This is a genomic window from Nostoc sp. (assembly GCF_036919815.1).
In the GTDB taxonomy this organism is placed as follows: Bacteria; Cyanobacteriota; Cyanobacteriia; order Cyanobacteriales; family Nostocaceae; genus Nostoc.
On sequence record NZ_JBALCE010000099.1, the window covers coordinates 1 to 23,335 of the forward strand.

The 23,335-nt window shown below is 40.1% G+C and carries 23 protein-coding genes and 3 pseudogenes; 19 read left to right on the top strand and 7 right to left on the bottom strand.

All coding sequences use genetic code 11. The features are described from left to right. Positions 1-516: 516 nt before the first annotated feature. The 5 genes and pseudogenes from V7K15_RS23315 to V7K15_RS23330 form a co-directional block, all read left to right on the top strand. The gene (locus V7K15_RS23315) at positions 517-1,488 is read left to right on the top strand and encodes an N-acetylglucosamine kinase (RefSeq protein ID WP_334909249.1); all 972 of its coding nucleotides are present in this window, start codon (positions 517-519) and stop codon (positions 1,486-1,488) included. Between the two features lie 509 nt (positions 1,489-1,997). After that, a complete protein-coding gene (locus V7K15_RS23320; RefSeq protein WP_334909251.1) occupies positions 1,998-3,230 on the top strand; it encodes a glutathionylspermidine synthase family protein in 1,233 nt (410 codons plus the stop codon). Then, the gene (locus V7K15_RS23325) at positions 3,223-4,017 is read left to right on the top strand and encodes a hypothetical protein (protein ID WP_334909253.1); all 795 of its coding nucleotides are present in this window, start codon (positions 3,223-3,225) and stop codon (positions 4,015-4,017) included. The genes V7K15_RS23320 and V7K15_RS23325 overlap by 8 nt, the downstream gene beginning before the upstream one ends. Before the next feature lie 494 nt (positions 4,018-4,511). Continuing rightward, positions 4,512-4,676 (top strand): annotated as a pseudogene (locus V7K15_RS30085) (DUF6671 family protein); the annotation flags it as partial. Further along, positions 4,668-5,049, top strand: a pseudogene (locus tag V7K15_RS23330) (ISAs1 family transposase); the annotation flags it as partial. The pseudogenes V7K15_RS30085 and V7K15_RS23330, both read left to right, overlap by 9 nt. Before the next feature lie 291 nt (positions 5,050-5,340). On the opposite strand, the gene V7K15_RS23335 reads toward V7K15_RS23330, so the two are convergent. Continuing rightward, on the bottom strand, positions 5,341-5,997 hold the full coding sequence (locus V7K15_RS23335) for a hypothetical protein (RefSeq protein ID WP_334909255.1): 657 nt from the start codon (positions 5,995-5,997) through the stop codon (positions 5,341-5,343). 270 nt (positions 5,998-6,267) lie between these two features. Between V7K15_RS23335 and V7K15_RS23340 the strand changes: the two genes are divergently transcribed. Beyond that, positions 6,268-7,337 (top strand): ISKra4 family transposase gene (locus V7K15_RS23340; RefSeq protein WP_334909257.1). Its coding sequence is split into 2 segments (ribosomal slippage): positions 6,268-6,424 and positions 6,424-7,337, totalling 1,071 coding nucleotides; the frame shifts between segments, so codons are not numbered across the junction. A gap of 123 nt (positions 7,338-7,460) precedes the next feature. Here V7K15_RS23340 and V7K15_RS23345 read toward each other — a convergent pair. Further along, positions 7,461-7,883 carry a hypothetical protein gene (locus tag V7K15_RS23345; protein WP_334909260.1) on the bottom strand — a complete coding sequence of 141 codons (423 nt, stop codon included), beginning with the start codon at positions 7,881-7,883 and terminating at the stop codon, positions 7,461-7,463. 801 nt (positions 7,884-8,684) lie between these two features. On the opposite strand from V7K15_RS23345, the gene V7K15_RS23350 reads away from it, so the two are divergent. From V7K15_RS23350 to V7K15_RS23360, 3 genes are read left to right on the top strand one after another with little or no spacing between them, the layout of a single operon-like run. Then, positions 8,685-9,134 carry a rhodanese-like domain-containing protein gene (locus tag V7K15_RS23350; RefSeq protein ID WP_334909262.1) on the top strand — a complete coding sequence of 150 codons (450 nt, stop codon included), beginning with the start codon at positions 8,685-8,687 and terminating at the stop codon, positions 9,132-9,134. A gap of 37 nt (positions 9,135-9,171) precedes the next feature. Continuing rightward, entirely contained in the window at positions 9,172-10,353 is a 1,182-nt protein-coding gene (locus V7K15_RS23355) for an acyltransferase family protein (RefSeq protein ID WP_334909264.1), read from the top strand. A 32-nt stretch (positions 10,354-10,385) separates the two neighbouring features. Continuing rightward, positions 10,386-11,141, top strand: a complete 756-nt coding sequence (locus V7K15_RS23360; protein WP_334909266.1) for a TIGR04283 family arsenosugar biosynthesis glycosyltransferase — start codon at positions 10,386-10,388, stop codon at positions 11,139-11,141. Here V7K15_RS23360 and V7K15_RS23365 read toward each other — a convergent pair. Then, on the bottom strand, positions 11,123-11,827 hold the full coding sequence (locus tag V7K15_RS23365) for a DUF547 domain-containing protein (RefSeq protein WP_334909268.1): 705 nt from the start codon (positions 11,825-11,827) through the stop codon (positions 11,123-11,125). The genes V7K15_RS23360 and V7K15_RS23365 overlap by 19 nt on opposite strands. Before the next feature lie 19 nt (positions 11,828-11,846). After that, on the bottom strand, positions 11,847-12,290 hold the full coding sequence (locus V7K15_RS23370) for a hypothetical protein (RefSeq protein WP_334909270.1): 444 nt from the start codon (positions 12,288-12,290) through the stop codon (positions 11,847-11,849). 293 nt (positions 12,291-12,583) lie between these two features. On the opposite strand from V7K15_RS23370, the gene V7K15_RS23375 reads away from it, so the two are divergent. Then, on the top strand, positions 12,584-12,820 hold the full coding sequence (locus V7K15_RS23375; RefSeq protein WP_334909272.1) for a hypothetical protein: 237 nt from the start codon (positions 12,584-12,586) through the stop codon (positions 12,818-12,820). Positions 12,821-12,885: 65 nt separating this feature from the next. Here the strand turns inward: V7K15_RS23375 and V7K15_RS23380 are convergent, their stop codons facing one another. Both V7K15_RS23380 and V7K15_RS23385 read right to left on the bottom strand, forming a co-directional pair. Then, the gene (locus V7K15_RS23380) at positions 12,886-13,254 is read right to left on the bottom strand and encodes a nuclear transport factor 2 family protein (protein WP_334909274.1); all 369 of its coding nucleotides are present in this window, start codon (positions 13,252-13,254) and stop codon (positions 12,886-12,888) included. Positions 13,255-13,418: 164 nt separating this feature from the next. Beyond that, positions 13,419-13,556, bottom strand: coding sequence for a hypothetical protein (locus V7K15_RS23385; protein WP_334909276.1), 138 nt, complete (start codon positions 13,554-13,556; stop codon positions 13,419-13,421). A 274-nt stretch (positions 13,557-13,830) separates the two neighbouring features. Here V7K15_RS23385 and V7K15_RS23390 point away from each other — a divergent pair, with 274 nt between their 5' ends. The 7 genes from V7K15_RS23390 (at position 13,831) to V7K15_RS23420 (ending at position 20,959) form a co-directional block, all read left to right on the top strand. Beyond that, on the top strand, positions 13,831-14,604 hold the full coding sequence (locus V7K15_RS23390; RefSeq protein ID WP_334909278.1) for a hypothetical protein: 774 nt from the start codon (positions 13,831-13,833) through the stop codon (positions 14,602-14,604). Between the two features lie 1,286 nt (positions 14,605-15,890). Continuing rightward, entirely contained in the window at positions 15,891-16,400 is a 510-nt protein-coding gene (locus tag V7K15_RS23395) for a thiol-disulfide oxidoreductase DCC family protein (protein ID WP_334909280.1), read from the top strand. A gap of 294 nt (positions 16,401-16,694) precedes the next feature. After that, a complete protein-coding gene (locus V7K15_RS23400) occupies positions 16,695-17,069 on the top strand; it encodes a 4a-hydroxytetrahydrobiopterin dehydratase (protein ID WP_334909282.1) in 375 nt (124 codons plus the stop codon). Between the two features lie 193 nt (positions 17,070-17,262). Beyond that, entirely contained in the window at positions 17,263-17,424 is a 162-nt protein-coding gene (locus V7K15_RS23405) for a hypothetical protein (protein WP_334909284.1), read from the top strand. Between the two features lie 173 nt (positions 17,425-17,597). Beyond that, positions 17,598-18,143, top strand: coding sequence for an alpha/beta hydrolase (locus V7K15_RS23410; protein WP_334909286.1), 546 nt, complete (start codon positions 17,598-17,600; stop codon positions 18,141-18,143). A 157-nt stretch (positions 18,144-18,300) separates the two neighbouring features. Then, on the top strand, positions 18,301-19,851 hold the full coding sequence (locus tag V7K15_RS23415; RefSeq protein WP_334909288.1) for a deoxyribodipyrimidine photo-lyase: 1,551 nt from the start codon (positions 18,301-18,303) through the stop codon (positions 19,849-19,851). 211 nt (positions 19,852-20,062) lie between these two features. Then, complete coding sequence (locus V7K15_RS23420; protein ID WP_334909290.1) at positions 20,063-20,959, top strand: alpha/beta fold hydrolase; 897 nt, start codon at positions 20,063-20,065, stop codon at positions 20,957-20,959. An 18-nt stretch (positions 20,960-20,977) separates the two neighbouring features. Here V7K15_RS23420 and V7K15_RS23425 read toward each other — a convergent pair. Further along, positions 20,978-21,115 (bottom strand): annotated as a pseudogene (locus V7K15_RS23425) (class I SAM-dependent methyltransferase); the annotation flags it as partial. Positions 21,116-21,438: 323 nt separating this feature from the next. On the opposite strand from V7K15_RS23425, the gene V7K15_RS23430 reads away from it, so the two are divergent. Together V7K15_RS23430 and V7K15_RS23435 are read left to right on the top strand one after the other, a co-directional pair. Further along, positions 21,439-22,797, top strand: a complete 1,359-nt coding sequence (locus tag V7K15_RS23430; RefSeq protein WP_334909292.1) for a TrpB-like pyridoxal phosphate-dependent enzyme — start codon at positions 21,439-21,441, stop codon at positions 22,795-22,797. Positions 22,798-22,890: 93 nt separating this feature from the next. After that, a complete protein-coding gene (locus tag V7K15_RS23435; RefSeq protein ID WP_334909294.1) occupies positions 22,891-23,220 on the top strand; it encodes a hypothetical protein in 330 nt (109 codons plus the stop codon). Positions 23,221-23,335 lie beyond the last annotated feature (115 nt).

Sequence of the window (23,335 nt, forward strand, 5' to 3'; positions counted from 1 at the left end):
CTCAGTTGCACTCGACTTAATAAATCCTCAACATTTAAGAAACTGGTTTGCTAGTTGCTGCTACTGTACCTCATAACAGCCGTAAATGCTGTATTCTTTGCGTTGGTGTGTTTGCTAACTATTCCCGGTATGTTAACTATCTTTTTTATTCCTTTAGAACCAGAAAATAAGTAAGTTAATCAGAAATTATGTAAAACATTACGAATGTAGGGGCAATTCATGAACTACACCCAATACTGTTCGGTTAAGCCCCTGTTAGGTTCAGAGGGTATAGGGTATAGGGAACCCACGTTTAAAAACCGGAGATTGGAGCAATGACCACTTTTTGAATTAATAATTTTGAATTCGAGCGAAGCGAGTGACGCTGTATTTATCGCGCTGCACCACTCGTTATACATCTTTTTTTTTACGCTTGCAATAACCCTGCAACAATAGGTTTTTTATTTCTATACCCCACACCCCACACCCTTTTCTTGTAAATTAGGAGTTATCTGATGAATCTAACACGGATATTATATGAATTGTATTTTGGGTATTGATGGTGGTGGCAGCAAGACTATTTGTATCCTCATGGATGATGCAGGTAATATTTTAGGAAGAGGTGAAGCCGGGGCATCTAATTATCAAAGTATTGGTATAGCCGCCGCCAAAAAACAAATTAAATCTGCAATTCATCAATCAGCAATAACAGCCTTCAAGTACACAAATACAATTAATGTAGTAGCGATTTTTCTGGGGTTAGCAGGTGTTAGTCGTCCAGAGGATATGGAAGTCATAAAAGCTATAGTTAATCAATTACAAAATAGCCAAGATATCCGATCTATTACCTGGAAAATACAACCAGATCATCTTGTTATTTGTGATGATGCTTTAATTGCTTTAATGGGAGGAATTGGCGATGCTGTGGGTATTGTGGTAGCTGCTGGAACTGGTTCTATCGTATTTGGACGAAATCATCAAGGAAAAAGTAAACGAGTCGGTGGTTGGGGTTATATTTTAGGGGATGAAGGTAGCGCCTATAAAATAGCTGTGGCTGGGATGCAAGCTGCACTAAAAGCCTATGATGGACGTGGAAAATCAACAAGTCTTGTAGAAAATTTACAACAGCATCTAGGACTAGAAAGTATGGAAAACTTAATAGAAGTGATATATCGAAAAGGATGGGGTGTGAAAGAAATAGCAGCTTTAGCCCCAATTGTTGATCAAGCGGCGACGGCAGGAGATCAAATTGCTAATAGTATTATTGAGCAAGCGATTGCAGAATTGGTAATAGCTACTTCTACAGTTATTAATCACATTTTTGATTCTAAGCAGGTTGTGGAAGTTGTCACCACAGGAAGCATCTGGCAGGCAAAATGTAAGTTACGGGAAAGATTTATTAATTCTATTGTTCATGATTATCCTTTCGTAAATGTGATTTATCCCCGCTATGAACCAGCTTATGGGGCGGGATTGTTGGCATTAAAGGCTTTATCTGGTAATTGCTAGTTAAGCATTCACTTCGTCAAATTCTCATCACCCCCTATCATGCTTGTCCTGTGGCCCGCCAAGGAAGAGGCTCAAAGTCGCGGATGCCGTCTTTGATACGCTGGCTGATGCTTGCTTCTAACTTTTGTAATGCCAACTTCAAGATTATTCGTTTTTTGCGTAAAGACCCCATTAGCGTTATTAGGAGCAAAACAAGAATTATTTCAGGCGTGGCTATGGTAGTGTTGATCGTCTCAAATAATTATGCCTTCTCATTTTCTTCTGGCATAACTCGGATGAGCGCGTTTTCTATCTCATCAAGTGCTTTGTCTATGGCATCCAATTGCTTGCGATTTTCCCACTATTGAGATGTACGGAGTTTTTTCAAAAATCAAATAGGATTACTATATTATGGTTGGTCATTTACTCAAAAGCTCCCAATAAAAGGGAGGTATATGGCATCTTACATTAATTGTGCTGTACAAGCAGCGCAACATAATTACGAGTTATAACCTACGGTTGGCACTAAATTGGATCTCAATTGCTACTTTGAACAATGGCAATGTTTACCTCAACTAGATAAAAAAACATTTACTCAGATTCGCAGACACTTGGCACTTAAATGCTTTAAGTGGGATGCCCAAATCGGTGATGTTAGTACCCTGGCTCCCTTTGCTTTAATCCTCCCAACGTTGGTTTGGCAGCAATTAGCAACACTTGCTGAAAAACTGACATCTGAAGCAAATACTGCTGAATTGCAAATATTGCAACGTCCCGAACTGATGAAGCAATTGGGTTTACCTCGTCAAATTGTCAAAATACTTTCCGAAAAATCCGTACAACCATCACCAGCCGCAGCCCGTGTTGTACGATTTGACTTTCATCCCACATCTGATGGTTGGCGGATTTCCGAAGCAAATTATGATGTTCCCGGAGGTTACACCGAAGCTTCAAATTTCTCAAAATTGATGGTGCAACAGTTTCCTGGTACAACATTGGCAGGAAACCCAGCGAATAAACTTGTTGATGCTTTGACACAGACAATACCACCAAAAGGACATATTGCTTTACTGTCTGCTGCTGGGTACATGGAAGACCAGCAAATTACTGCTTACTTAGCTGAACTCTTGCGTCAGCGAGGATGTAATGCTTACTTAGCAACACCTGAGCAAATAGTTTGGCACAATGGTTTTGCTCATCTCAACAGTGAGTGGTATCGTGGTTCTCTAGATGCAGTAATGCGCTTCTATCAAGGTGAATGGTTAACTAAGTTACCTCTAGATTGCAATTGGTCATACTTTTTTCACAGCAGTCAAACTCCTATATGTAATCCTGGGTCTATGTTGCTTGTTGAAAGTAAGCGCTTTCCTCTTGTCTGGAACCAGATTAATTCGCCCCTAGATACTTGGAAAGCTTTGCTAGCTGAGACTCATGATCCCCGCCGTGTCAATTGGGTTACAAATCGCCATTGGCTATTCAAATCAGCTTTTTGTAACAATGGGGATACAGTGACTATGCTCGGCATGAGCGACCGCACCAATTACATCCCGACAATTTGTAATATTTTACTCGACCCTAACAACTGGATTGCTCAACGTTATTTCCAAACCTTACCCCTGACAACACCTCTAGGAATTATGTATCCTTGCATAGGAGTATATACGGTCAACGGTAAAGCTGCTGGTATTTATGGGCGCATTGCCCCCAAGCCACTAATTAATTTTGCCGCTATTGATATTGCCGTACTAATTCAAGATGGATGAATCAACTGTTTTTGACCTTTGGTCTCCCGCAGATAGCATTTGGTCGCCTTGGGTGAAACCAGTATTGTTTGCCCACTTGCCCAGAAGATTGCCAATAATTATGCAATTACCAACGCCAGATTTCAGCTGGGTTCCACCTGTTGGGCAAGGTAAGGCGATTGTAGTTGATTTAGCTGGAATGGATTCCGTGTTTCTCGGATTAGCATTAGCTAAAAAAGGATATCGACCCGTACCTTTATTTAATTCTTGTCCTTTGCCAACTGCATTTGTTCAGGAACGAAATTTATCTCTAGAAGCAACGAAAGAATTGACGAGAGTAGATGTAGAATCCATTTTGGCAACATTGGTACAGGGCTGTGATAGCTTGCACCAACTCGATTTGCCCGACAATGCACCCCCCGCCTTCTTGCTAGATGCTAATCGTCAAGGTAATTCTTTAGCTTTTCGTATTGTTCCAGAAAATTTATTTGACAATCGTTCTGTAGTTTTTATTACAGATTTTCCTAGTGTAAATTTTTTCACTGAACAACGTATTAATAGTGTGATTGTTGTTCGCCAATCGGATCGCAAATTTGCTAGCGATTTGACTTATATATTAAACACTTGGCAAAAAGCCAACCTCTCACTCAGTTACAAGCCTCTATCTGACCCGCGTCCTATTCAACCTCTGAAGATTTGGGCATTTCCTTGGCTAGGAATTTGGGTAAGATTGATTGCCAATCTTACTCTCCATAAGCGTCATAATGGGGGTTTTGGCGGATTTATCCCTTCGTCCTCCAGTGGTTAAACCTAATTAGAAAATCGGGGCAGGGCTTGAACTTTGTTAGACCATTGATTGGCGATCGCAAAACCAGTTAAGGCTCCAGTCCCAATCAACACTTGTCGCCGTCTCAGGCGATTTGATAGCAAGCGGTCAAAGTTAAAGTTTGCATATACTTCCCTGATTATCGCGTTTAAATCACAGCAAAGTGTAACAGCGCAACTTTAATGCCTCTTTGCAGTCAGGTTAAGCATTGATTATTTCAACACAACCTTAATTGTTTAATCTGAACTAATGCTTTGGGTTTGATAAACTTGAGCTTCAAATCGCGTAGGCTATTTGAACCGCAGGCATCGCTGCTAGTACGCTTGTTCTCAAGAAGCTCAAGCTGGTTTGCGGTGATAAAATTAGAAGAATCAGCCGTTTTAGAATTATGAAAAGCTACAAACTTAACTAATAGGGATTAGCACAGAATGAATGACCAGTAATTATTTAATGAGCGTCTGGCTGTGTTGGCGACAATGCACCAAAAAGAAAAGGTAATTGCTCCACTATTAGAACAAGAGTTATGCATCAAAGTTATAGTACCACAGGATTTTAATACTGATATTTTTGGCACATTTACTAGAGATGTAAAACGTCCAGGAACACAAATTGCCACAGCTAAATTAAAAGCAGAGAAAGCTGATCCAGATTCAGCCTGGTCAAAGTTTAGCAGTGTTGGGATGGTAGAATCCGTCCGTTCATTAAATGGTGAAACAACGGTTGAAACTCATTATTTTATCAGTAGCCTCGAGTCAAATGCTAGACAGTTCGGTAATTCTATTCGCAGTCATTGGGGAATTGAGAATTCATTACATTGGGTATTAGATGTCGCCTTGAGGGAAGATGACTGTCGGATTAGAAAAGATAATGCTCCACAGAATTTTGCAATTCTCAGACTATATTGCAGTTAATCTTTTAACTCAAGAAAAGCGTGTTAAACGTGGAATTAAAAATAAACAGTTTCTCGCCGCGATGGATAACAATTATTTAGCAAGAGTTTTAGCATTAGCTTAAAATCATATATCAAATATATCAAAAGTGGAATTGGAATTTTAGGAGAAACATCTCTTTTTTCTTGATAAACATACTTTTATCTACTCGAATTTTGAGTTATTTTAGTAATAATAAATAGTAATTCAGCTTCAGATAAGCTAATTAATGATTTCCCGAAATGCTTCATTTATTTTATTTATCATTTCACCAAATTTTACAATTATCTATATCATTTTGAAATTTCTCTTAGTTTTTATTAGTAAATAAGGTGCGTTTTCCCTACATTCAGGATGATTCTTTTTCTAAAACCAATTACTGCTCAAGAGAAATATTAGCCGAGTAGATATGCCATCTACGTTGCTTTGGAGTTGAGCCAGGAACGTTATTGACTCGTCGCAGCTTATAGCTACCACGAAAACGCTGTGGAGTTCCATTGCTACTAACATCCGTAACAGTAACGGGAATTTCAATATATAGCGAACCTGCTACCCCTTCTAAAGAACCCGGTTTTCCGACTTCTTCAACAATGGATACGATGTTAGCAAAACCCTGCTGAAATTCCTCAAATGATTGCTTACTGGCAGTACCATCTCCATCCCAAGCCAAGTAAGCTTGTTTATAGTCTTGGCGAGCGATGGCATCGTAATAATCATGAATGAGTTGGACCGCTTGTTGTTCTTGGGACTGGTTTTTTACAGGATTTTGTGTGCCAGAGGCGGGTGGAGAAGATGGATTAGACGTGTCCGAAAGATTTGCCAGCGTTGGGCGATTGGCAGATGCTAGTTGTGATGTAGCAGAGTTATTGCAAGCTGTAATAGACATAGCAAGCAATAAAACTCCAATGACTGTATAACGTTGTTTTAACCAGATACAAAAAGAAAAGTTGATATTGAACAAAGCTATCTCCTGTGGAATCTGCACTAGTAGCCTGATAAATTCAGCATACTTGAATTTATTGATTACAGCCATTGACAAATTAAGATGAATATGAGGTTGAGTGAAACAAGAGAATAGATACTTGTTGATAGAATGCTTATATTGGTGTTGGGTTAGATGTAAATAAAGGGTGTACATTTACAATACCTTTGCCAAAAACAGAGGTAGTCTAACTGGGTGCATCCCAGTTTTTATTATTCCAAAACAAATAAATAACAAGGAAGGATTGTTACAGAAAACGGAAGTCAGGAAGTAAGGGGACATCAGGAAGGGATAATAAAGTCATCAAGACTAGGTGTATCAATGACTCCTAAAGAAGAACAACAGATAAAAGAATATTCTCGTGCAATAGCAAAGATACTGTACAAAAGTACTACGGGTGAGCAACTCACAAGTTTGGCAAAAATAGAAGAAGTAGTACGCTCTCAAATGCAGGAATATGTCATGCCAGAAGTAGGGGTTTTTTTATCGAAAATGCCACAGGAGAAAGCAGTGGATATAAACGAAAGATAAAAAGTATTATTAGAGAACTGCCAATTACAAAGTCTCAGGCACAAAAGCTAGAAATTATACCCCATAATCAGTTGAGTCCATATCTAGAAGCTTGTTGTTTACGAATCAGCGCGTCGGTATCGTATCAACGTGCAGCAGAAGATATTGAATATTTAACTGGTGTAGAAGTATCAAAAAGTGTGCAGCAACGACTAGTGCATCGTCAAAATTTTGAATTACCGCAAGTAGAATCAACCTTGGAGGAATTGAGTGTGGATGGGGGAAATATCCGCATTCGTACAATCAAGGGACAAGTGTGTGATTGGAAGGGTTATAAAGCTACCTGCTTACATGAAAAACAGGCGATTGCTGCCTCATTTCAAGAAAATAGTCTTGTAATTGATTGGGTCAAAAGCCAATCACTTGCTCCTATCTTGACCTGTCTTGGCGATGGCCATGATGGGATTTGGAATATTGTCCGCGATTTTGCTCCTGAACACCAGCGTCGGGAGGTACTTGATTGGTTTCATCTGATGGAAAACCTACACAAGATTGGCGGTTCTAATCAACGGCTCAATCAGGCTAAAACCCTTCTCTGGCAAGGAAAAGTTGATGATGCTATCGCTGTTTTTGCTGACTGTCAGCTCAAACAAGCTTTTAATTTCTGTGCTTACCTTGAGAAACATCGACACCGGATTGTCAATTACCAATATTATCAAGCAGAACAAATCTGTTCCATTGGTTCTGGTGCTATTGAGTCTACTGTTAAACAGATTGACCGTCGAACCAAAATTTCTGGCGCACAATGGAAATCTGATAACGTTCCTCAAGTCTTAGCTCATCGTTGTGCTTATCTCAATGGATTAATCTTTGCTCACTAAATAAAAACTGGGATGCTCCCGTCTAACTTTCGTCTCCTCACTGCGTTTGATTAAATAGGGTGGATTCAACCAAAGAAGCTTTTTATAAGTAATTTTATTTCTAATTAAGTCCCTAAAAGGGTGTCAAGAGAAATGATACAAAACATTTCCCTCTTCATTTACTTCAAAATCAGCATTAAGTTCCTTGGCTTTTTCATCTAAATATTGTTTAGCTAACTGGGTTGATATTTCAGCATTTTTCGCCAGTTGTAATACCGTTATTCTGCCAGTCTTTTGCTCAATTAATTCTAAGAAGACTAACTGAAGACGCTTTTGTTCTGATTCCAGAAGTAATGCTTTTTCCTTTCGATTATGCTGCACTAAAGACCAACTCAACCAGCCTCCTAGAATGGTTGATGGAATAGTAAGAATAGTTAAAGCCGCTACATCATTTTCTTTTTCTTGAGCAGGAGTTTTGGGATTCATAATTTCTAGAATCATCACAGCAGAAAAGGGAATGCCAAATAATAGAAAACAGATTGCTAAAACTTTTTTAATTAGTTTCATATAACTTTTTCCCTTACTAGAGTTGGCTGGAGGAAATTCAAAAATAATGACTTTATTATACTTTGTATAATAAAGTACCTGCCACCCGAATATTTTGTACAGTGTATGAGGCGATCGCTAGAAGGGCAGTATTAATACGCCATACACCCGTGGTCAATCATTTCTCTTGCGTGTTGCCTTCGCACCGCAAACTCCGGTACAAGGTGTAGCAGTTTCAGTAGTCATTTATCGCAACGTGTGAACGCGCGTTTTGTGAAATGAATGAGTATTTAGGCTATCGTCGAAGGTATAACATCGGTGAGTACACCTTTTTTTGGAAACCGCTTTGCATTAAATATAGGCTTTGCATGAAATCGACATTTAATTTCAATTTCAACACTCTTTAGACTGCCAGTTATTTTTATCGCTTCGGCATCATCTATTACTGTGAACAAACTTTTCTCTTCTAGCTTTGTGTTTTTCACTCTTAATTATCCTAGACAGAATGCTGAGATAGTAACATTCTCTAGCCAATAATCGCATATAAAGAATTATTTCTAATCAACTGTAACAAGATAGACTCAAGGCTTTGTAATGCAACGTTTGTGGTGCGCTGATGTTTCTTAAATGCCTGTAAATGGTATCCGCTCGGTGCTGACGCCTCCGGCGGGCGGTTACGCCATCGCAAAGCCATATTTAAATTTATTTTCGATAACTAATAGCTCATAGAGCCTGAAAAGTCTTTTAAATCATACTCGTGATACAATTAAATTTAAAACTATCTATAAAAACGAAAGCGTATTTTTACAAGTGCAATCACTTATGTTTAAGTTTCTTAAACTTCTGATTAGATTGAAGTTTCCTGATGTTGAGGAAATTACAAGCAAGGAATTCGCTCAATTGCTATTAGATTCTGGAAAGCCGCGGCCATTAGTGCTAGATGCACGAAGTCAGACAGAATATGCGGTGAGCCATATCGAAACAGCAACACAGATATATCCTTTTATACCTGACTTAGCAGTACTTTCTACAGTGCCAAAAGACAACCCAATTGTCGTGTATTGTTCCGTTGGCTACCGTAGCGCCAAATTAGCCCAGCAGCTTAATGAAGCTGGGATGAAGTGCATTTATAACTTGAGCGGTGGGATTTTTCAGTGGGCAAATGAAGGAAGGCTCATTTTTAGACACAATCAACCTACACAGGTTGTACATCCTTACAATGCAATCTGGGGAAAACTGCTAAAAGCTCGTTACCATGCTCTAGAGCATTAAACCAATTCGCAATTCGCTTTTTCGCCCATTCCCAATAATGAATTTAAAATCTGATTTAGATATAACAAATAATCACCAAGAAAGACACTATGACCTGGATTGGTTAAGAGTATTAGCGGTGCTATTGCTAATTTATTTTCATGCTGCCGCAGTTTTTTACCAAGGCGAATTAGGCGATTTTTATATTAAAAATGACTTACCAAGCCCTGTCCTTGGATGGTTTATTTTTTTTGTTCATCAGTGGCATATGCCATTGTTTTTTTTAATTTCCGGGGCTGCCTCTTGGTTTTCTCTCCAGTTGCGAACACCAATGGAATATGTGAATGAGCGTTTTAGACGACTATTGATCCCCTTCATATTTGGCACGCTGGTGTTAGTTCCTCCTCAAGTCTATTACAAAGTTCTTACTCATCACACAGATATCGGTTCGTATTTACAGTTTTACCCACAGTTTTTTAACGGGATTCGTCCTCAAGGTAATTTTGAATGGGCGCATCTATGGTTTGTGATTTACCTATTTGTAATATCTCTTGTTAGTCTCCCTCTATTGTTATTCTTCAAGCAAGAGATGGGGCGACTTTGGTATTCTACTATTGCAATTTTCATGAAACAGCCAGGAGTAATTTTATTACCTGCTCTACCATTGGCTATGATTGAAGGTGCATTCCGCCCCAAATGGTTTGGTTTTCAAAATCTTTATGATGACTGGGCAAATTTATTGCTGTACCTTTGTTATTTTGTTTACGGCTTTATTCTGTGTTCTGATACCAGATTTAGACAAGCAATTGCCCAATATCAAAAGCTCGTGTTGTTTATGGCAGTAGTTACCATGTCCATTATCTTTGGAATACAGGTAACTGAGGTACTTCCTGTACGCGGCTATTCTGTGGAATATATTCTTTACCAAATGTTGCGAGGTTTCAATTCTTGGTGTTGGGTAACTGCCATACTTGGGCTAAGTCAGCAATATCTATCATTTACTAATAATATCCTGCAATATACAACCCTTGCCGCTTATCCAGTTTTTTTGCTGCATCAAACAGTTTTGGTGGCGATATCTTTTTATGTAGTGCAATGGGATTTAGGCAGAACCGCAAAATTTTTAATTATTAGTACAGCAACTGTTTTAGTGACAAATGCTTTGTATGAAATGTTTATAAAACGTCTTAACATTCTCCGATTTCTCTTTGGGCTAAAGCCGAACGACATCAACAAGTAAAATAAAGATAACGATAAAACCACTAAATCGGTATGTCTCAAGTTTCTATTATCATTCCTACTTTAAATGAAGCAACTAACTTAGGGCAGACATTGCGCCAACTGACTTTACTTAATCCTCCTCCTGACGAAGTGATAGTGGTAGACGGTGGCAGCCAAGATCAGACGGTGACAGTTGCAAAGCGAATTTTTGAGTCATTTAATCAAACTTTGAATGTACAATTTCTTTTATCTCAACAACCAGGGCGTTCTCTTCAGATGAACTATGGAGCATCAGTAGCAACTGGAGATATTATTTGCTTTCTTCATGCAGATACTTGGGTTCCAGATGATCTAATTACCGTCATCAACAAGACTCTGGCAGAACCTACCATTGCCTGTGGCGGGTTCATTTCTCTGATGTCAGGATCTCAAACAACTCGTTGGGGTATCTCTCTACATAATTATTTAAAAACCTATTACGCACCACTGTTATTTAAGCCTCACCTCTTTTTTCGAGGATTGCGTCTGTTGTTTGGAGATCAAGTAATGTTCTGTCGTCGAATTGATTTTTGGGATTGTGGCGGATTTGATCAGGCATTGCCGATTATGGAGGATGGAGATTTATGTCTAAAATTAGTTAAAAAAGGACGTATTTATCTGGTAAATCGGATTGTTCATTCTTCAGATCGTCGCGTAGCCAAATGGGGTAGCTTCAAAGCAACTGCAATTTACCTTTATATTGGACTTTTGTGGGGCATTGGCGTTAATGCAAATTATCTTAAACAGTTTTATGAAGATATTCGCTGATTTAAACTCCAGTCATAGTCAAGATAAGATATTCGCGTTGAGGCATTAAGGGGATAGTCTGTTTTCAAGTAGGAGCGGATGTATTCGGGAATGGACGGTGCAACCTTTAAAAAATCCTGACGATACCACTTCAAGATTTTATTACAGTAAAGTGTTTTGCACGTCGTTTCATAACGGACTTTTTCAGGGTTATTTATGAAACGACGTGCATCTTCATCTAATTGCTGACTGACTTGCGACCCAAAGTAGGCTCCCGAACGTAGTAAAGGACAACCAACCGAAGCACAGACTATCGCAAAATGAATTCGTGGCTCCTGCAATTTGTCCCGTAGAATAGAGTTCTCTATTTTAGATAAACTATAACTTTCCCCAAACATATAATAAGCGCGACGTTGGAAGAACCACAAAAAAGCTAGCCAGTTGGAAATCCCTAAAATTCGCGGACGAATCGATTCTATTGGGTATCTCTCCAAAATTGTCGAAATGGTGAACGCATTGTAAAGGTTGATCCACAATGCCAATTGTTCGAGATTATTGCTATTAGATTTAAAAGCCAGATTTTTTTGGCTGGCTAACCAATCTGCAATTGCTTGGGGTTGCTCTTTTTTCCAAGCTACATAGTCTACACGACCCTGCTGATCAACATACTGACGCAACAAGCTGTCCCAAGGTTCAAAATCAATCATTATCGCCCTAGTTGATGTGTTAGCTGTTATTTGAACCTATTGGGCGACTACCGTCTATCTCTAGAGTATCTGAAGATAGAAAATTACTTTTAGCTATCGGACGTTGACCGTCTATGTCAATAACAGCTTCAACCTCTAAATCGCTAGGGTCAATTGGACGCTTACCGTCTACAGCTAGCATCTCATGTTCTTGAAAAGCGCTCTTCCCGATCGGGCGTTGACCATCTATATTAATTGTTTTATCATAATCGGTTTCATTTTTCCCAATTGGTCGCTCACCGTCTATATTAATTATTTCTTTAATTTCAATATTACTTGGCTCGACTGGACGCTGACCATCTATATTAATTGTTTTATTTGTCTGTGTCAGTTCGTTAGATGATGAATCTATATCAGTTTCAGCCTCTCTTTTCTGCTGACCCAATTTATTTTTAGTACTATCAACTTCGTTTGTGTTATTCATATTTCCTAATCGTGGTTCTCAAACTATTTATCTACTACCAATATGACCGGAAAAATTGTTTGTCTCTAAGCAAAATCCATTAATAATTAGGTAATTAAGGAGAAAAATTATAATCTTTATTACAATTGTTTTATCTCATCTAAATAGAATACCCAAGTATGAGCAAAAAATCCTCTATCACAGCACATAATGCATCTCTAACTTGAGAGGGATTTGTCATCTCTCAATAAACATACAGCAGGAGAGAAATACGGTTTTGTTGCAGACATTAATACAGGAGACTTATTTTAAAGATGGTGCATCAGCCTAAAAGAGCTACTAAACCAAATCTCCGCGCCAGATTTCCCACCAACACGCCGCTGAACACTCCAATAGCCTACATCAGCAGGGCTTTCGGCAGTAAGAGAGAAAATCGATTGGCTACGCTTTGCTTTAAGAGCGATGTCTACGACGGGCTGTCGGGTGTCGCTACTTTCTCCATCCCCAGATTTCCTTACTCAGCCCCCATCACCAGCAACCATATCCTGTGACCCACCAAGGAAGAAGCTCAAATTCGCGGATGCCGTCTGTAATACGCTGGCTTATGCTGACCTGTTTATGAATCCTGAATGTCCATTCGTCGGATTAAGCCATTCTCGATAGTGTAAATATGCTGAACCATTTGGTCGTAGATCAAGTTTCCATCTAAACCCTGCACTACTTGATGAACATAGACAATTACTCGCCCACTCTCATCGGGTTGAAAGCTTGTAGGTTCAACATGAGGATCAATCAAAGTCCACTGACGAGTCCAGTAATCACGCACCGCCTGATGACCGCGAACATACCCGCCTTCCATACCATTAGCCCACTCCACATCAGAGTGCATCAGTGCGAGAACGGAATCAATATCACGAGCGTTAAAGGCAGCATACGCTTTTGTGAGTAAATCCTGCTGTATTTGAATTAGGGTTTGCCCATTCACTGCTTTTTCTCCATCGCTTTGACAAATTCATCTTTGCCACTTTTAGCATTACGCTCATGACACCAGCAAATGTCCCAAATTAAAGCTGATAAAGTGGTTTGGAATATCTACTCAAAAATCAAGTTAACACTATCTGCGTCATGTTGCAGCCAAACAGAGGCCGTTCAATAGGCAATCGATGTTCTTGCAGCAGCTTCAATAGTTTGGGTGATGTCTACACCCCCGCTTTGAGAGCGATGTCTACGACGGGCTGCGCCTACGCGACTTCCTCCATCCCCAGATTTCCTTACCCAGCTAATCATGTCCTGCGTCCTACCAAGGAAGAAGCTCAAAATCACAGTTGCCGTTTGTGATGCGCTGACTGATGCTGACCTCTAAACTTTGTAATGCCAACTTCAAGATTATTCGTTTTTTGCGTAAAGTACGAAAATTGAGGTGAATAGTACTATATAACGGTACTTATTATGGATAAACCGGGGACAACAATAAGAGTCTCCTATATAATTTACTTCTATCAAAAACTGCTCTAGCTTGCGTCTAGGGCAGTTTTTGTGACACATATATTCTGCTACGCCTATGAACAAGCCAATTCGTATTACAATATCTTATTCTTCTTCAATTCTTGGTTTCGAGAAATCTAATAACAGCTGGGATCGTTACCTGACAATTGGAAACAAACGAGCTTATCATATTGGGAATGCCTGCGGAACTTGCGCCTTCTTTTTTGAGCGGCTTGAGAGTGCCAATCACAGTATTTGTGCCGCAACCATTGCAGAACTGCTCAATAGTGGGATTGACATTATCAATCCTACATTTACTTCTATTCTAAGCCAGATCCTCCCAACAGGAACTTACTATGTCAACTTTCCAACAGTACTTCCACGCCTAATTGCACCGGGACATGCTGATGATTATTTTGTTCAAGAGCAGGTTGCTTTGTGGGGCATCGATGCGTTACCACCGCATCATCCGCATGTTAGTTACTATCGTAGTCACTCACTGGCACTGGGCGAACATCGCCAACTTTTCGAGTTTGTCATTCCTCTGTTCCCTGCCACAAAGCTGGATCAACTCAGAGTGGTACATTATCAGGATGAAATAGCGCATGGTAAGCAACCAACGGCATTTGCTGTCTCTGTTTTGGACATTAAGCAGCCAGCTGTTTGGGAGGGTAATCCTGAGATTACTGAGCATTGGTGTTTAGCTCACTATTTACTGGATGGCCACCACAAAATATATGCCGCAGCGCAGACCAACAAGCCACTTAATTTAGTGTCATTCCTGGCAGTTGATCAAAGTCTGGCATCTGAAGAGGAAATCAAGTCGGCTCTGGCTTATCTTATTCGATAAGAGTACATCTGCTGGTAATCCTACTGTTCTTACTAATACTTGCAGGGCGAACGCTGTTGCTCCCCTTCGCTTTGCACCAAGCCATGATGTTCCAATTACTGAGGATTGCCGATAGCCCCCTCAACTGTTCCCTTGAGAGCCTGTCGTTGAAAATTGGTTGAGCTAGGGCACTTTCAGAAAATAAAATGCCCAGCCGTATCAATAATATTTTTGGCACAACCGAGATATCTAGGCGCTTTCGCCTTGAGGGCGAAAGCGACGGCTGGGCATTTTATTTGTTGGATCTCCCTAGAAGCAGAACGCTAATTGCAACAAAGCCAAATTTCGGGAGCATCTGTAGTAATAATCACTATATACTTATGATGCCCAGACTAGTAGTTAAAAGTAGCTAATAAAATAAGTGCAGCAATTATTCAATTACGTCCGCAATTGCGAATTGCGTTAGCGAGTCTTGCCTACGGCACGCTCCGCGAACGAGCGTCACTGCGAATTGCGAATTGTTCGGTCAAATCTGTCTCCCTAAAAGGGCGATTGGCTCAGACGTTGGGAAGATAGCAATCGCGCTCTTGGGGCGACCGAATCCTTTAAACATGGCTTTCTTGAGTAAACGCTATTTTAAAATCTCAAAAATGCAATAGCGATCGCACTTGTGTAACATCTGCAATTCAACACTCACGCTTAACCCCTCCATTGCCCCATGCTGTCTGAAGAACCTTCATAAATCACCTTTTAGACATGAGACTTGAAGTTATTGCAACAGGCAAATTTACCTTCTAGGTCGCGCAGTTACCCGATAAATTCTCCGATATTTGGAAAAAGCACTGATGATTTTCGATGCTTCCTTTTTTCTCACGTTGGTCTTGGCTGCTACAATATCCACTAATTCACATGAGTTCATAAATTCACTCCAGCATTGTAAAGTCAAGGTAGGAGCGCTCGCAACTTCTAAAAATGCTATCACTCACACATTGACAAATAAAACTAATAATAACGTCCTAGCATATACCTGGTTCAGGAAATTCGGGTTGTTCCAGATTTCAGGCATCTGAATATTCTCAACTGCGGGTAAGATTGTAGAACTTTTCGTTGTTAGTGAAATACTTACGTTTAATGTGAATTAAATGTTGAAACCCTTGTAATTTCGTTGATAACTTTAAAAGTATAATTTGTGGCAATTTTCAAAACCTTACAGGATAAGAAACGTTTTTAATTTAGATTAGGCATTACTTATAATTCCAGAGGCGTTACGCTTTATGTAAGAAAATAAACTTAGTTAAGATCCCAAAATGTCCTCACCACAAATCCAATCCTACGGTTGTAACAACTCTCTAGACCAGCCTTTATCCACTTTGCCGTCGTGGAAAATCAAATTGCTGTATGACGGAGAATGTCCCTTGTGTCTGCGTGAGGTTAACTTTTTGAAAAAGCGGGACGCGGGTCGAGGGCTGGTGGCGTTTGTAGATATTGCAGCTGATGACTACAATCCCCAAGCACATGGCGGTGTTGACTATGAAACTGCAATGGGGCGTATTCATGCTGTGTTGCCAGACGGAACGCTAGTTAAAAATGTTGAGGTTTTCCATCGCATTTACGAAATTCTGGGGATGGGTTGGGTCTATGCTGCAACTTCCTTACCAGTTATCGGTGCTATTGCCGACTTCCTATATGGAATTTGGGCATCTTGGCGACTTTTTCTAACAGGACGACCAGATTTAGCGACTATTGTACGAGAGCGTTCTTCTCAACTTGCTTGCAAAACCCAAAGCCGTTGTCGCTTAATGGATGGAGATGACTAAGCCCAGTTTCACAATAAATGATGTTCTACTAAAACTGAAGTCAAAGGTGAACAGGTGTAGCGCATCATTGAGGCGCTGCTGGAAGAAAAAATCAGCCTTTGAGCGAATCAAAACAATAGCTATCCCTGTCATTCAACCCTTGGATTACTTCTCTAACCTTTTAGGTTTTGATTGACATCAGATGTAGAATTTTAGTCGATTCAAGGGGAGTAGTAGTAAGCTGAAATTAGAGGCAGACTACTGAATTAGAGATTATCTCTAACCACAACTGATTCAGTACACTCAATTGAAATTGTGACTCGTGAAGGAGCAAGAACAGTGGAAGCTTTACTAAAAAAAACTTGTGTTCCCTGTGGTGGTGATTCGCTGCCAGTAACTGAGACTGAAATTGCTGAACTTCAGCCTCAGATACCTAATTGGAAGATGATTGAGGAGAATGGTGAGTCACATCTACAACGTGTCTACAACTTTCCTGATTTTCAGACAGCACTAGCCTTTACTCAACTAGTGGGTGAAGAGGCTGACAAACAAGGACATCACCCCGCTTTACTGACCGAATGGGGCAAGGTAACAGTTACTTGGTGGACACACGCGATTCAAGCACTGCATCGCAACGATTTCATTATGGCAGCTAAGACTGATGATATCGCTACTGGGTTTACTAACTAACTAGAGCGGTGGCGCTTCAATAAGATTGTGCTTTCTTAATATTGTGACAATAGAGTAGCAATATGAAGCCATTGTGGAGAACTGCCATAATCTTAACTGCGATCGCTGGAGCTATCATCACCGCTATCTTGATTTTCCAAAGAACTAACTAGCCATCCATCACGCTTACCGAAGAGTAAATTCTTTGGCCATCATGAAATGCGTTTTAGCCTTGCACGGCATTAAAACTGCCCAAAACAACTCATGCCAAACTCGAAAGACCACAAGCAAGCCTTATCTAATCTTACGCAACTTCCAGTTTTGTGATGGATTAACCAACATCAGCGATCGCTCTATTAGCCGTGGCGTGGCGTAGCCCAGCGTCGCAGCAAAAAGATTTGTAAAGAAAATGGATTGGATGCTTATCCAACTTGAAAAAACTTTTTCATTTTTAACAGGCTGACTCAAAAATATATCCTCTGCTAGATCCAAAGTAACTACTTAATTAATAAATTCAAGTATATTGCATACAAGAATAATAAGTAATAGATGAAAGTTGCCATCCCAACAAATACAGCAGAAACCCTGGAGCAAGTTCACCAATTAGAGTCTACGTTAGGTCTTAAAAACGAAGCCTGTCGTTCCAAATTTTTAATTCATCCTTACTTCACGTCAAAAGTTTTTTTGTTTTTGCATGGTTTTACAGCAGGCCCTTACCAATTCGGGCCACTCGGTCAAGCCTTCTTTAACAACGGATATAACGTTCTGATTCCTTTACAACCCGGACATGGACACTCAGGTAACTGGAATCGTCAAAATCCTCCACCACTACCAACAGATATTGAGATTTATCAACAATTTCTCCTCAAATGGTTGCAGATTGCAAAAACGCTAGGCCAACAAGTTGTAATTGGTGGATTGTCAACAGGTGGAACTTTAGCTGCTTGGTTAGCTTTAGAGCATCCCCAGGAAATTGACGCCACTTTATTATTCACGCCTTATTTGGGTAGCCGCTATTCACTAGCGCAACCATACCCGCAACACTTGCGGAATCTGCTCTTTTTCTTCCTTGCTCAGAGTGTTGTAAATAGCTAAGGCGCGCGCTCTTGCTACATCTAATTCCACTGTTGCTCCTTGATAGCACCCAGTTCCTCAATAAGTGAGGATAAATTACAAATGGCTATGGACACTCAACTTCGACAGCAAAAGAAAATATTGGTACAAATGTATTGTAGTGATGGTAGATTAAACTATGCACCTTCTATGGTTCCGTCGAGATTTACGATTAACTGATAACGAAATTGTCACAATAGCAACTGCTGACGGTGCAGGAGTTTTGCCATTCTTTATCATTGACCCTTGGTTTTATACCTGGGCTGATGTGGGAACTGCCAGAGTTCGGTTCTTATTTGAGTCTTTGGAAAACCTGAATTTTAATCTTCAAAAGTTAGGTAGTCGGCTGTACTTATTTGAAGGTAATTCTACAAACATTGTGCAAGAGTTGACTAAGCAGTTAACTGAGCAAGGGTATAAACCTAAACTTTTCTTTAACCGTGATGTGCAGGTAGAGTATGGTATCAGCCGGGATAAAACTATAGTTGATTTTTACAAGCAGCTGAATCTCGACTACCACATTGGACTAAACAACTTTCTGCAATCAGCAGAGCAACGTGACCAGTGGTTTAACGAATATTATACCTATCAAAGACAATCCCAATATCAAGCGCCAGCAACTATTAATACGCCTCAAATTACACTTAATCTACCAGAGTTAACATTTTTAGAACTCAAACAAAAATACCATCGCTTTTGGGCAGTAGAGAAAGTTTACTTTCCAGGGGGCGAAACACAAGCACAAGCTAAACTAGACTCATTTCTCAAAAAAAGATATTACGGATACCATTGGAAACTTTCTCGCCCAATGCTCTCACAGCTTGGTGCTACATCTCATTTATCACCACACCTGACTTTTGGGACTATTTCAACTCGCACTGTTTACCAAAGCACTAAAGCTAGAGCAGAAGAATTAAAAACTCAACCCAAGGCAGAATTCTCCCTCAAAGCATTTCGAGACCGTTTACGCTGGCATGATAGTTTCACTCAAAGACTCTATTTTCATCCAGAAATTGCTCATACTAACCGTTACCCGGAATTTGATAGTTTGTATACACCATCAGAATTATCACCTGCAAAACAAGAATTATTCCAGGCATGGCTTGAAGGAATGACAGGTTTCCCTTTAGTAGACGCAAGTATGCGGCAACTTCAAACGATGGGCTGGATGAACTTTCGGATGAGGGCAATGTGCGCCACATTTTTAACTATCAATTGTGGTATTTCCTGGCATCACGGTGCTAAACACTACATGAACTATTTAGTAGATGGAGATTTAGCAATTGATAATTGGCAGTGGCAGATGCAGGCTGGTGCAACTAATCCCCTCAGCGATACTTTCCGCATCTATAATCCGTCGAAGAATGTTACCGAAAAAGACCCTCAAGGAGACTTTATTTACCACTGGATACCGGAACTGCGGGGCTATAGTTTACCAGAAATTGAACAGGAGAAATACATTAACAATAGTTATTATCCACAACCAATTTTAGATTGGTCAAAGACGCGTAAAGTTAATGGCAAAGTTGTTTCTGACTTACGAAAGCTAACCAAACAGCGATTATTAAGCCAAGGTGGAGATGAATACGATAGTGCGATCGCTGCTAAAGTAACAGTTGAGAAATACTGGCACCATAAAGACAGAGAGTACAAAGAATATCAACAAAAGGTTACTGAGTCGCAGGAGTAAAGCTGACAAGCAAGAAGAAATTAATAGACCTCTTGCAAAAGTCCCTAACACCCCATCCCCAGCCCCTCCCCGCAGGCGGGGAGGGGAGAATTTGACGTAAGTCAAAGGCGGAGTGGGTTCTTTTTTTGATTTATGCAAGAAGTCTAATGTGTAATTTCTTCTTGCAGTTAAATAACCTATCGTTTTCAAAACGCTTTCTTAGATTGCTCTAATGTTTCCTAATTTTCTGCCATCACAAGTTAATCGACCCAAAGACCCAGAGACGATCGCTTTCGTCCAAAGTATTGAAAGAATTCCCCTTGCAACCTCCCTGAGTCAACATCCAATCCTCACAACCTATATAAAAAAAGGTAGTGGGGTAACACCAATTCTGCTGCTACACGGCTTCGACAGTTCCATCCTAGAGTTCCGTCTTCTGTTGCCATTACTTGCTACTCAAAATGAAACATGGGCAGTAGATTTGTTAGGTTTTGGCTTTACACAAAGGCAAAAAGAAATAAATTACAGCCCAACTACAATCCAAATTCACCTTTACGATTTTTGGAAAACTTTAATCAACAGGCCGATAATACTAGTAGGTGCATCAATGGGAGGCGCAACTGCTATTGATTTTACTCTCACTTACCCTCAAGTTGTAAAATCACTAATATTGATTAATAGTTTAGGTTACACTAATTCTCCCGTCTTTACCAAATACTTGTTTCCGCCTTTTGACTTTTTGGCTGTGGAATATCTACGTCAACGCCACATTTGGGCATTAAATTTATGTAGGAACTTACCTAATTTAGATCCCAAAATACTTTTGGCTATTCAGTGCGCTATGTTACATCAAGAAATGCCTGGTTGGCATGATGCCATGATTTCTTATGTAAAATCTGGTGGTTATAGTGAATTAGCAAATAAAATTGCCCAAGTTGACAACCCAACACTTATTTTATGGGGAGAAACTGATGATATGCTGCCATCTGAAGATGCAAAAAAATTTCAGCAATCTATTGTCAACTCTCAACTAATATTGCTCAAAAATTGCGGTCATACCCCTCAAATTGAACAGCCAAAAATCACATCTCAACATATTTTACACTTTCTGAATAGTGGGAAATTTTAATTTATTTTAAGAGGATATTTTAAAAGTTTTTTTAATTAATACTTGCCTTGCTTGGTGCTTCATTAACTTATAAATAGGTCTAATTTGGATCAGTAAGTTAACAAATTTTGAAAGCAATCCTGACCCCGCCCAATCCGGCTTAGTTTTTGTGTTCATTTTTGAGTTTAATAAGAAAGTATTCAATTTATATCAGTAGCAATATTCATCTACGAATTTGATTGTTTTTACAGGTAGACGCAGCTCTACCCCGGGATTTGTCACCATATCTCTCAAAACCTGCGCTTGTGCAGAGGGGAAAGGACTTGTACAAAAACTCTCCCCTGCACCTTATCAAGCTTGTGAGAAATGCGGGTTATCACTCCAATATGCAACCAAATAATTTTACTATTGCTGGGATGAAGCTTGATAACAATAAAAGTTAACTTTTTTCTTGGAGAATCGTAAATGTACAATTTTACTGTTATGCATCACCTAATTATATGGACACGATTAAATACGTTCTGACTGAAAACCAAATGCCAAAAGCTTGGTATAACATCCAAGCTGACTTGCCACAAGCCTTACCACCAGTTTTAAATCCTAGTACTGGTAAGCCAATTACACCAGATGAATTATTACCTTTGTTTCCATTGGCACTGATTGAGCAAGAAGTGAGTCAACAAAGATGGATTGAAATACCAGATGCAGTCCGCTCTATTTATTGCCAGTGGCGACCAACTCCTCTTTATCGTGCCCGTCGTTTAGAACAAGCTTTAGATACGCCTGCCAAAATTTACTATAAATATGAGGGTGTTAGCCCCTCTGGAAGCCACAAACCGAATACTGCGGTCGCCCAAGCATACTACAATAAACAAGCTGGAGTCAAAAAGCTAACTACTGAAATGGGAGCCGGACAGTGGGGATCATCTCTAGCTTTTGCCGGTGCGCTATTCGGTTTAGAAGTCTTAGTTTATATGGTAAAGGTTAGCTACCAGCAAAAGCCTTACCGCCGAGCTTTAATGGAAACCTACGGCGCGAAGGTCGTTTCTAGCCCAAGTACTCAAACCCAAGCCGGACGTAAAATTCTTGCACAACATCCCAATAGTAATGGCAGTTTGGGGATTGCCATTAGTGAAGCTGTAGAAGTAGCTGCTGCTGATGAACAAACTAAGTATGCTTTAGGTAGTGTTCTCAATCATGTACTGCTACATCAAACCGTCATTGGTCAAGAAGCACTGACTCAATTAGAAATGGCAGGAGATTATCCTGATATTGTTATTGGCTGCACAGGTGGCGGTAGCAACTTTGCCGGAATTGCCTTCCCATTTATCGGTGCTAAACTGCGAGGAGAACGAGATATACAAGTAATAGCTGTGGAACCTGCTGCTTGTCCATCATTGACTCGTGGAAAATATGCTTACGATTTTGGTGATACTGCCCACTTAACCCCACTTACCAAAATGCATACTTTAGGTAGTAGTTTTGTTCCCGAAGGAATTCATGCTGGAGGCTTACGCTATCACGGTATGGCTCCCCTTGTTAGCCATATTGTGAATTTGGGATTAGTTGAATCGCGTGCTGAATCCCAACTCGCTTGCTTTGCTGCTGGATTAACTTTTGCCCATGCAGAAGGGATTTTACCAGCACCAGAAGCTAATCATGCTGTCAAAGCAACAATTGATCAGGCTTTACTCTGTAAACAAGAAGGAAGAAGCAAAACTATCCTGTTCAACCTTTGCGGTCATGGACATTTTGATATGCAAGCTTATATCGATTATCAATCTGGACGGCTTGTTGATACTGAATATAGTGCAAATGAAGTGGCAATGGCACTGGCAGGATTACCTGTAGTTGATTAGTCACCCAACAATTCGCTATTCGCAGTGATGCTCGAAACAACCATACAGTTTAACCAACAAGCGATCGCTTGAAACAGGCAGTAAACTGATACTATGGCAAAACTTCTGATATGCGATCGCTGTCTCCTGTATGCCCATAACCCTTACCTCGTCTGTGCTGTCCATCTTGATGGGGTAGACGGCGACAGCTGCTTGGACTTTCGAGAAGACCCCAACGCCGAACCAGAAGGAGGCACTTATTACAACGGCGAGTTAATTGTGCAACCACAACAGAGGTGGACGCAACAGCAAAAGCTGGAGTTACTTGATTGGCATCCGATGTTTACTGGCAGATGTCCCCAGTGCAATGGTCTTTTTGACCGGGACTGGTCAGCGCGTGTGCATTGGGATTGTAAGTGTGGCTGGATGGATGATACCGTCTGAAGTGTTCATCCTCCTCTCATAAAGAAAATGGGAGACAATGCCTTTTGAAACTGTTAAGTTGAAAAAAATTTACTGGTAGTCGTTTCCTGTTCTAAACTTCAGGAATGATTTGCGT

Coding starts and splice junctions, on each gene's coding strand:
- V7K15_RS23315 (WP_334909249.1), top strand. CDS start 517: ATGAATTGTATTTTGGGTATTGATGGTGGTGGCAGCAAGACTATTTGT.
- V7K15_RS23325 (WP_334909253.1), top strand. CDS start 3,223: ATGGATGAATCAACTGTTTTTGACCTTTGGTCTCCCGCAGATAGCATT.
- V7K15_RS23335 (WP_334909255.1), bottom strand. CDS start 5,997: ATGGCTGTAATCAATAAATTCAAGTATGCTGAATTTATCAGGCTACTA.
- V7K15_RS23345 (WP_334909260.1), bottom strand. CDS start 7,883: ATGAAACTAATTAAAAAAGTTTTAGCAATCTGTTTTCTATTATTTGGC.
- V7K15_RS23350 (WP_334909262.1), top strand. CDS start 8,685: ATGTTTAAGTTTCTTAAACTTCTGATTAGATTGAAGTTTCCTGATGTT.
- V7K15_RS23355 (WP_334909264.1), top strand. CDS start 9,172: ATGAATTTAAAATCTGATTTAGATATAACAAATAATCACCAAGAAAGA.
- V7K15_RS23360 (WP_334909266.1), top strand. CDS start 10,386: ATGTCTCAAGTTTCTATTATCATTCCTACTTTAAATGAAGCAACTAAC.
- V7K15_RS23365 (WP_334909268.1), bottom strand. CDS start 11,827: ATGATTGATTTTGAACCTTGGGACAGCTTGTTGCGTCAGTATGTTGAT.
- V7K15_RS23370 (WP_334909270.1), bottom strand. CDS start 12,290: ATGAATAACACAAACGAAGTTGATAGTACTAAAAATAAATTGGGTCAG.
- V7K15_RS23375 (WP_334909272.1), top strand. CDS start 12,584: ATGGTGCATCAGCCTAAAAGAGCTACTAAACCAAATCTCCGCGCCAGA.
- V7K15_RS23385 (WP_334909276.1), bottom strand. CDS start 13,556: ATGATTAGCTGGGTAAGGAAATCTGGGGATGGAGGAAGTCGCGTAGGC.
- V7K15_RS23390 (WP_334909278.1), top strand. CDS start 13,831: ATGAACAAGCCAATTCGTATTACAATATCTTATTCTTCTTCAATTCTT.
- V7K15_RS23395 (WP_334909280.1), top strand. CDS start 15,891: ATGTCCTCACCACAAATCCAATCCTACGGTTGTAACAACTCTCTAGAC.
- V7K15_RS23405 (WP_334909284.1), top strand. CDS start 17,263: ATGAAATGCGTTTTAGCCTTGCACGGCATTAAAACTGCCCAAAACAAC.
- V7K15_RS23410 (WP_334909286.1), top strand. CDS start 17,598: ATGAAAGTTGCCATCCCAACAAATACAGCAGAAACCCTGGAGCAAGTT.
- V7K15_RS23415 (WP_334909288.1), top strand. CDS start 18,301: ATGCACCTTCTATGGTTCCGTCGAGATTTACGATTAACTGATAACGAA.
- V7K15_RS23420 (WP_334909290.1), top strand. CDS start 20,063: ATGTTTCCTAATTTTCTGCCATCACAAGTTAATCGACCCAAAGACCCA.
- V7K15_RS23430 (WP_334909292.1), top strand. CDS start 21,439: ATGGACACGATTAAATACGTTCTGACTGAAAACCAAATGCCAAAAGCT.
- V7K15_RS23435 (WP_334909294.1), top strand. CDS start 22,891: ATGGCAAAACTTCTGATATGCGATCGCTGTCTCCTGTATGCCCATAAC.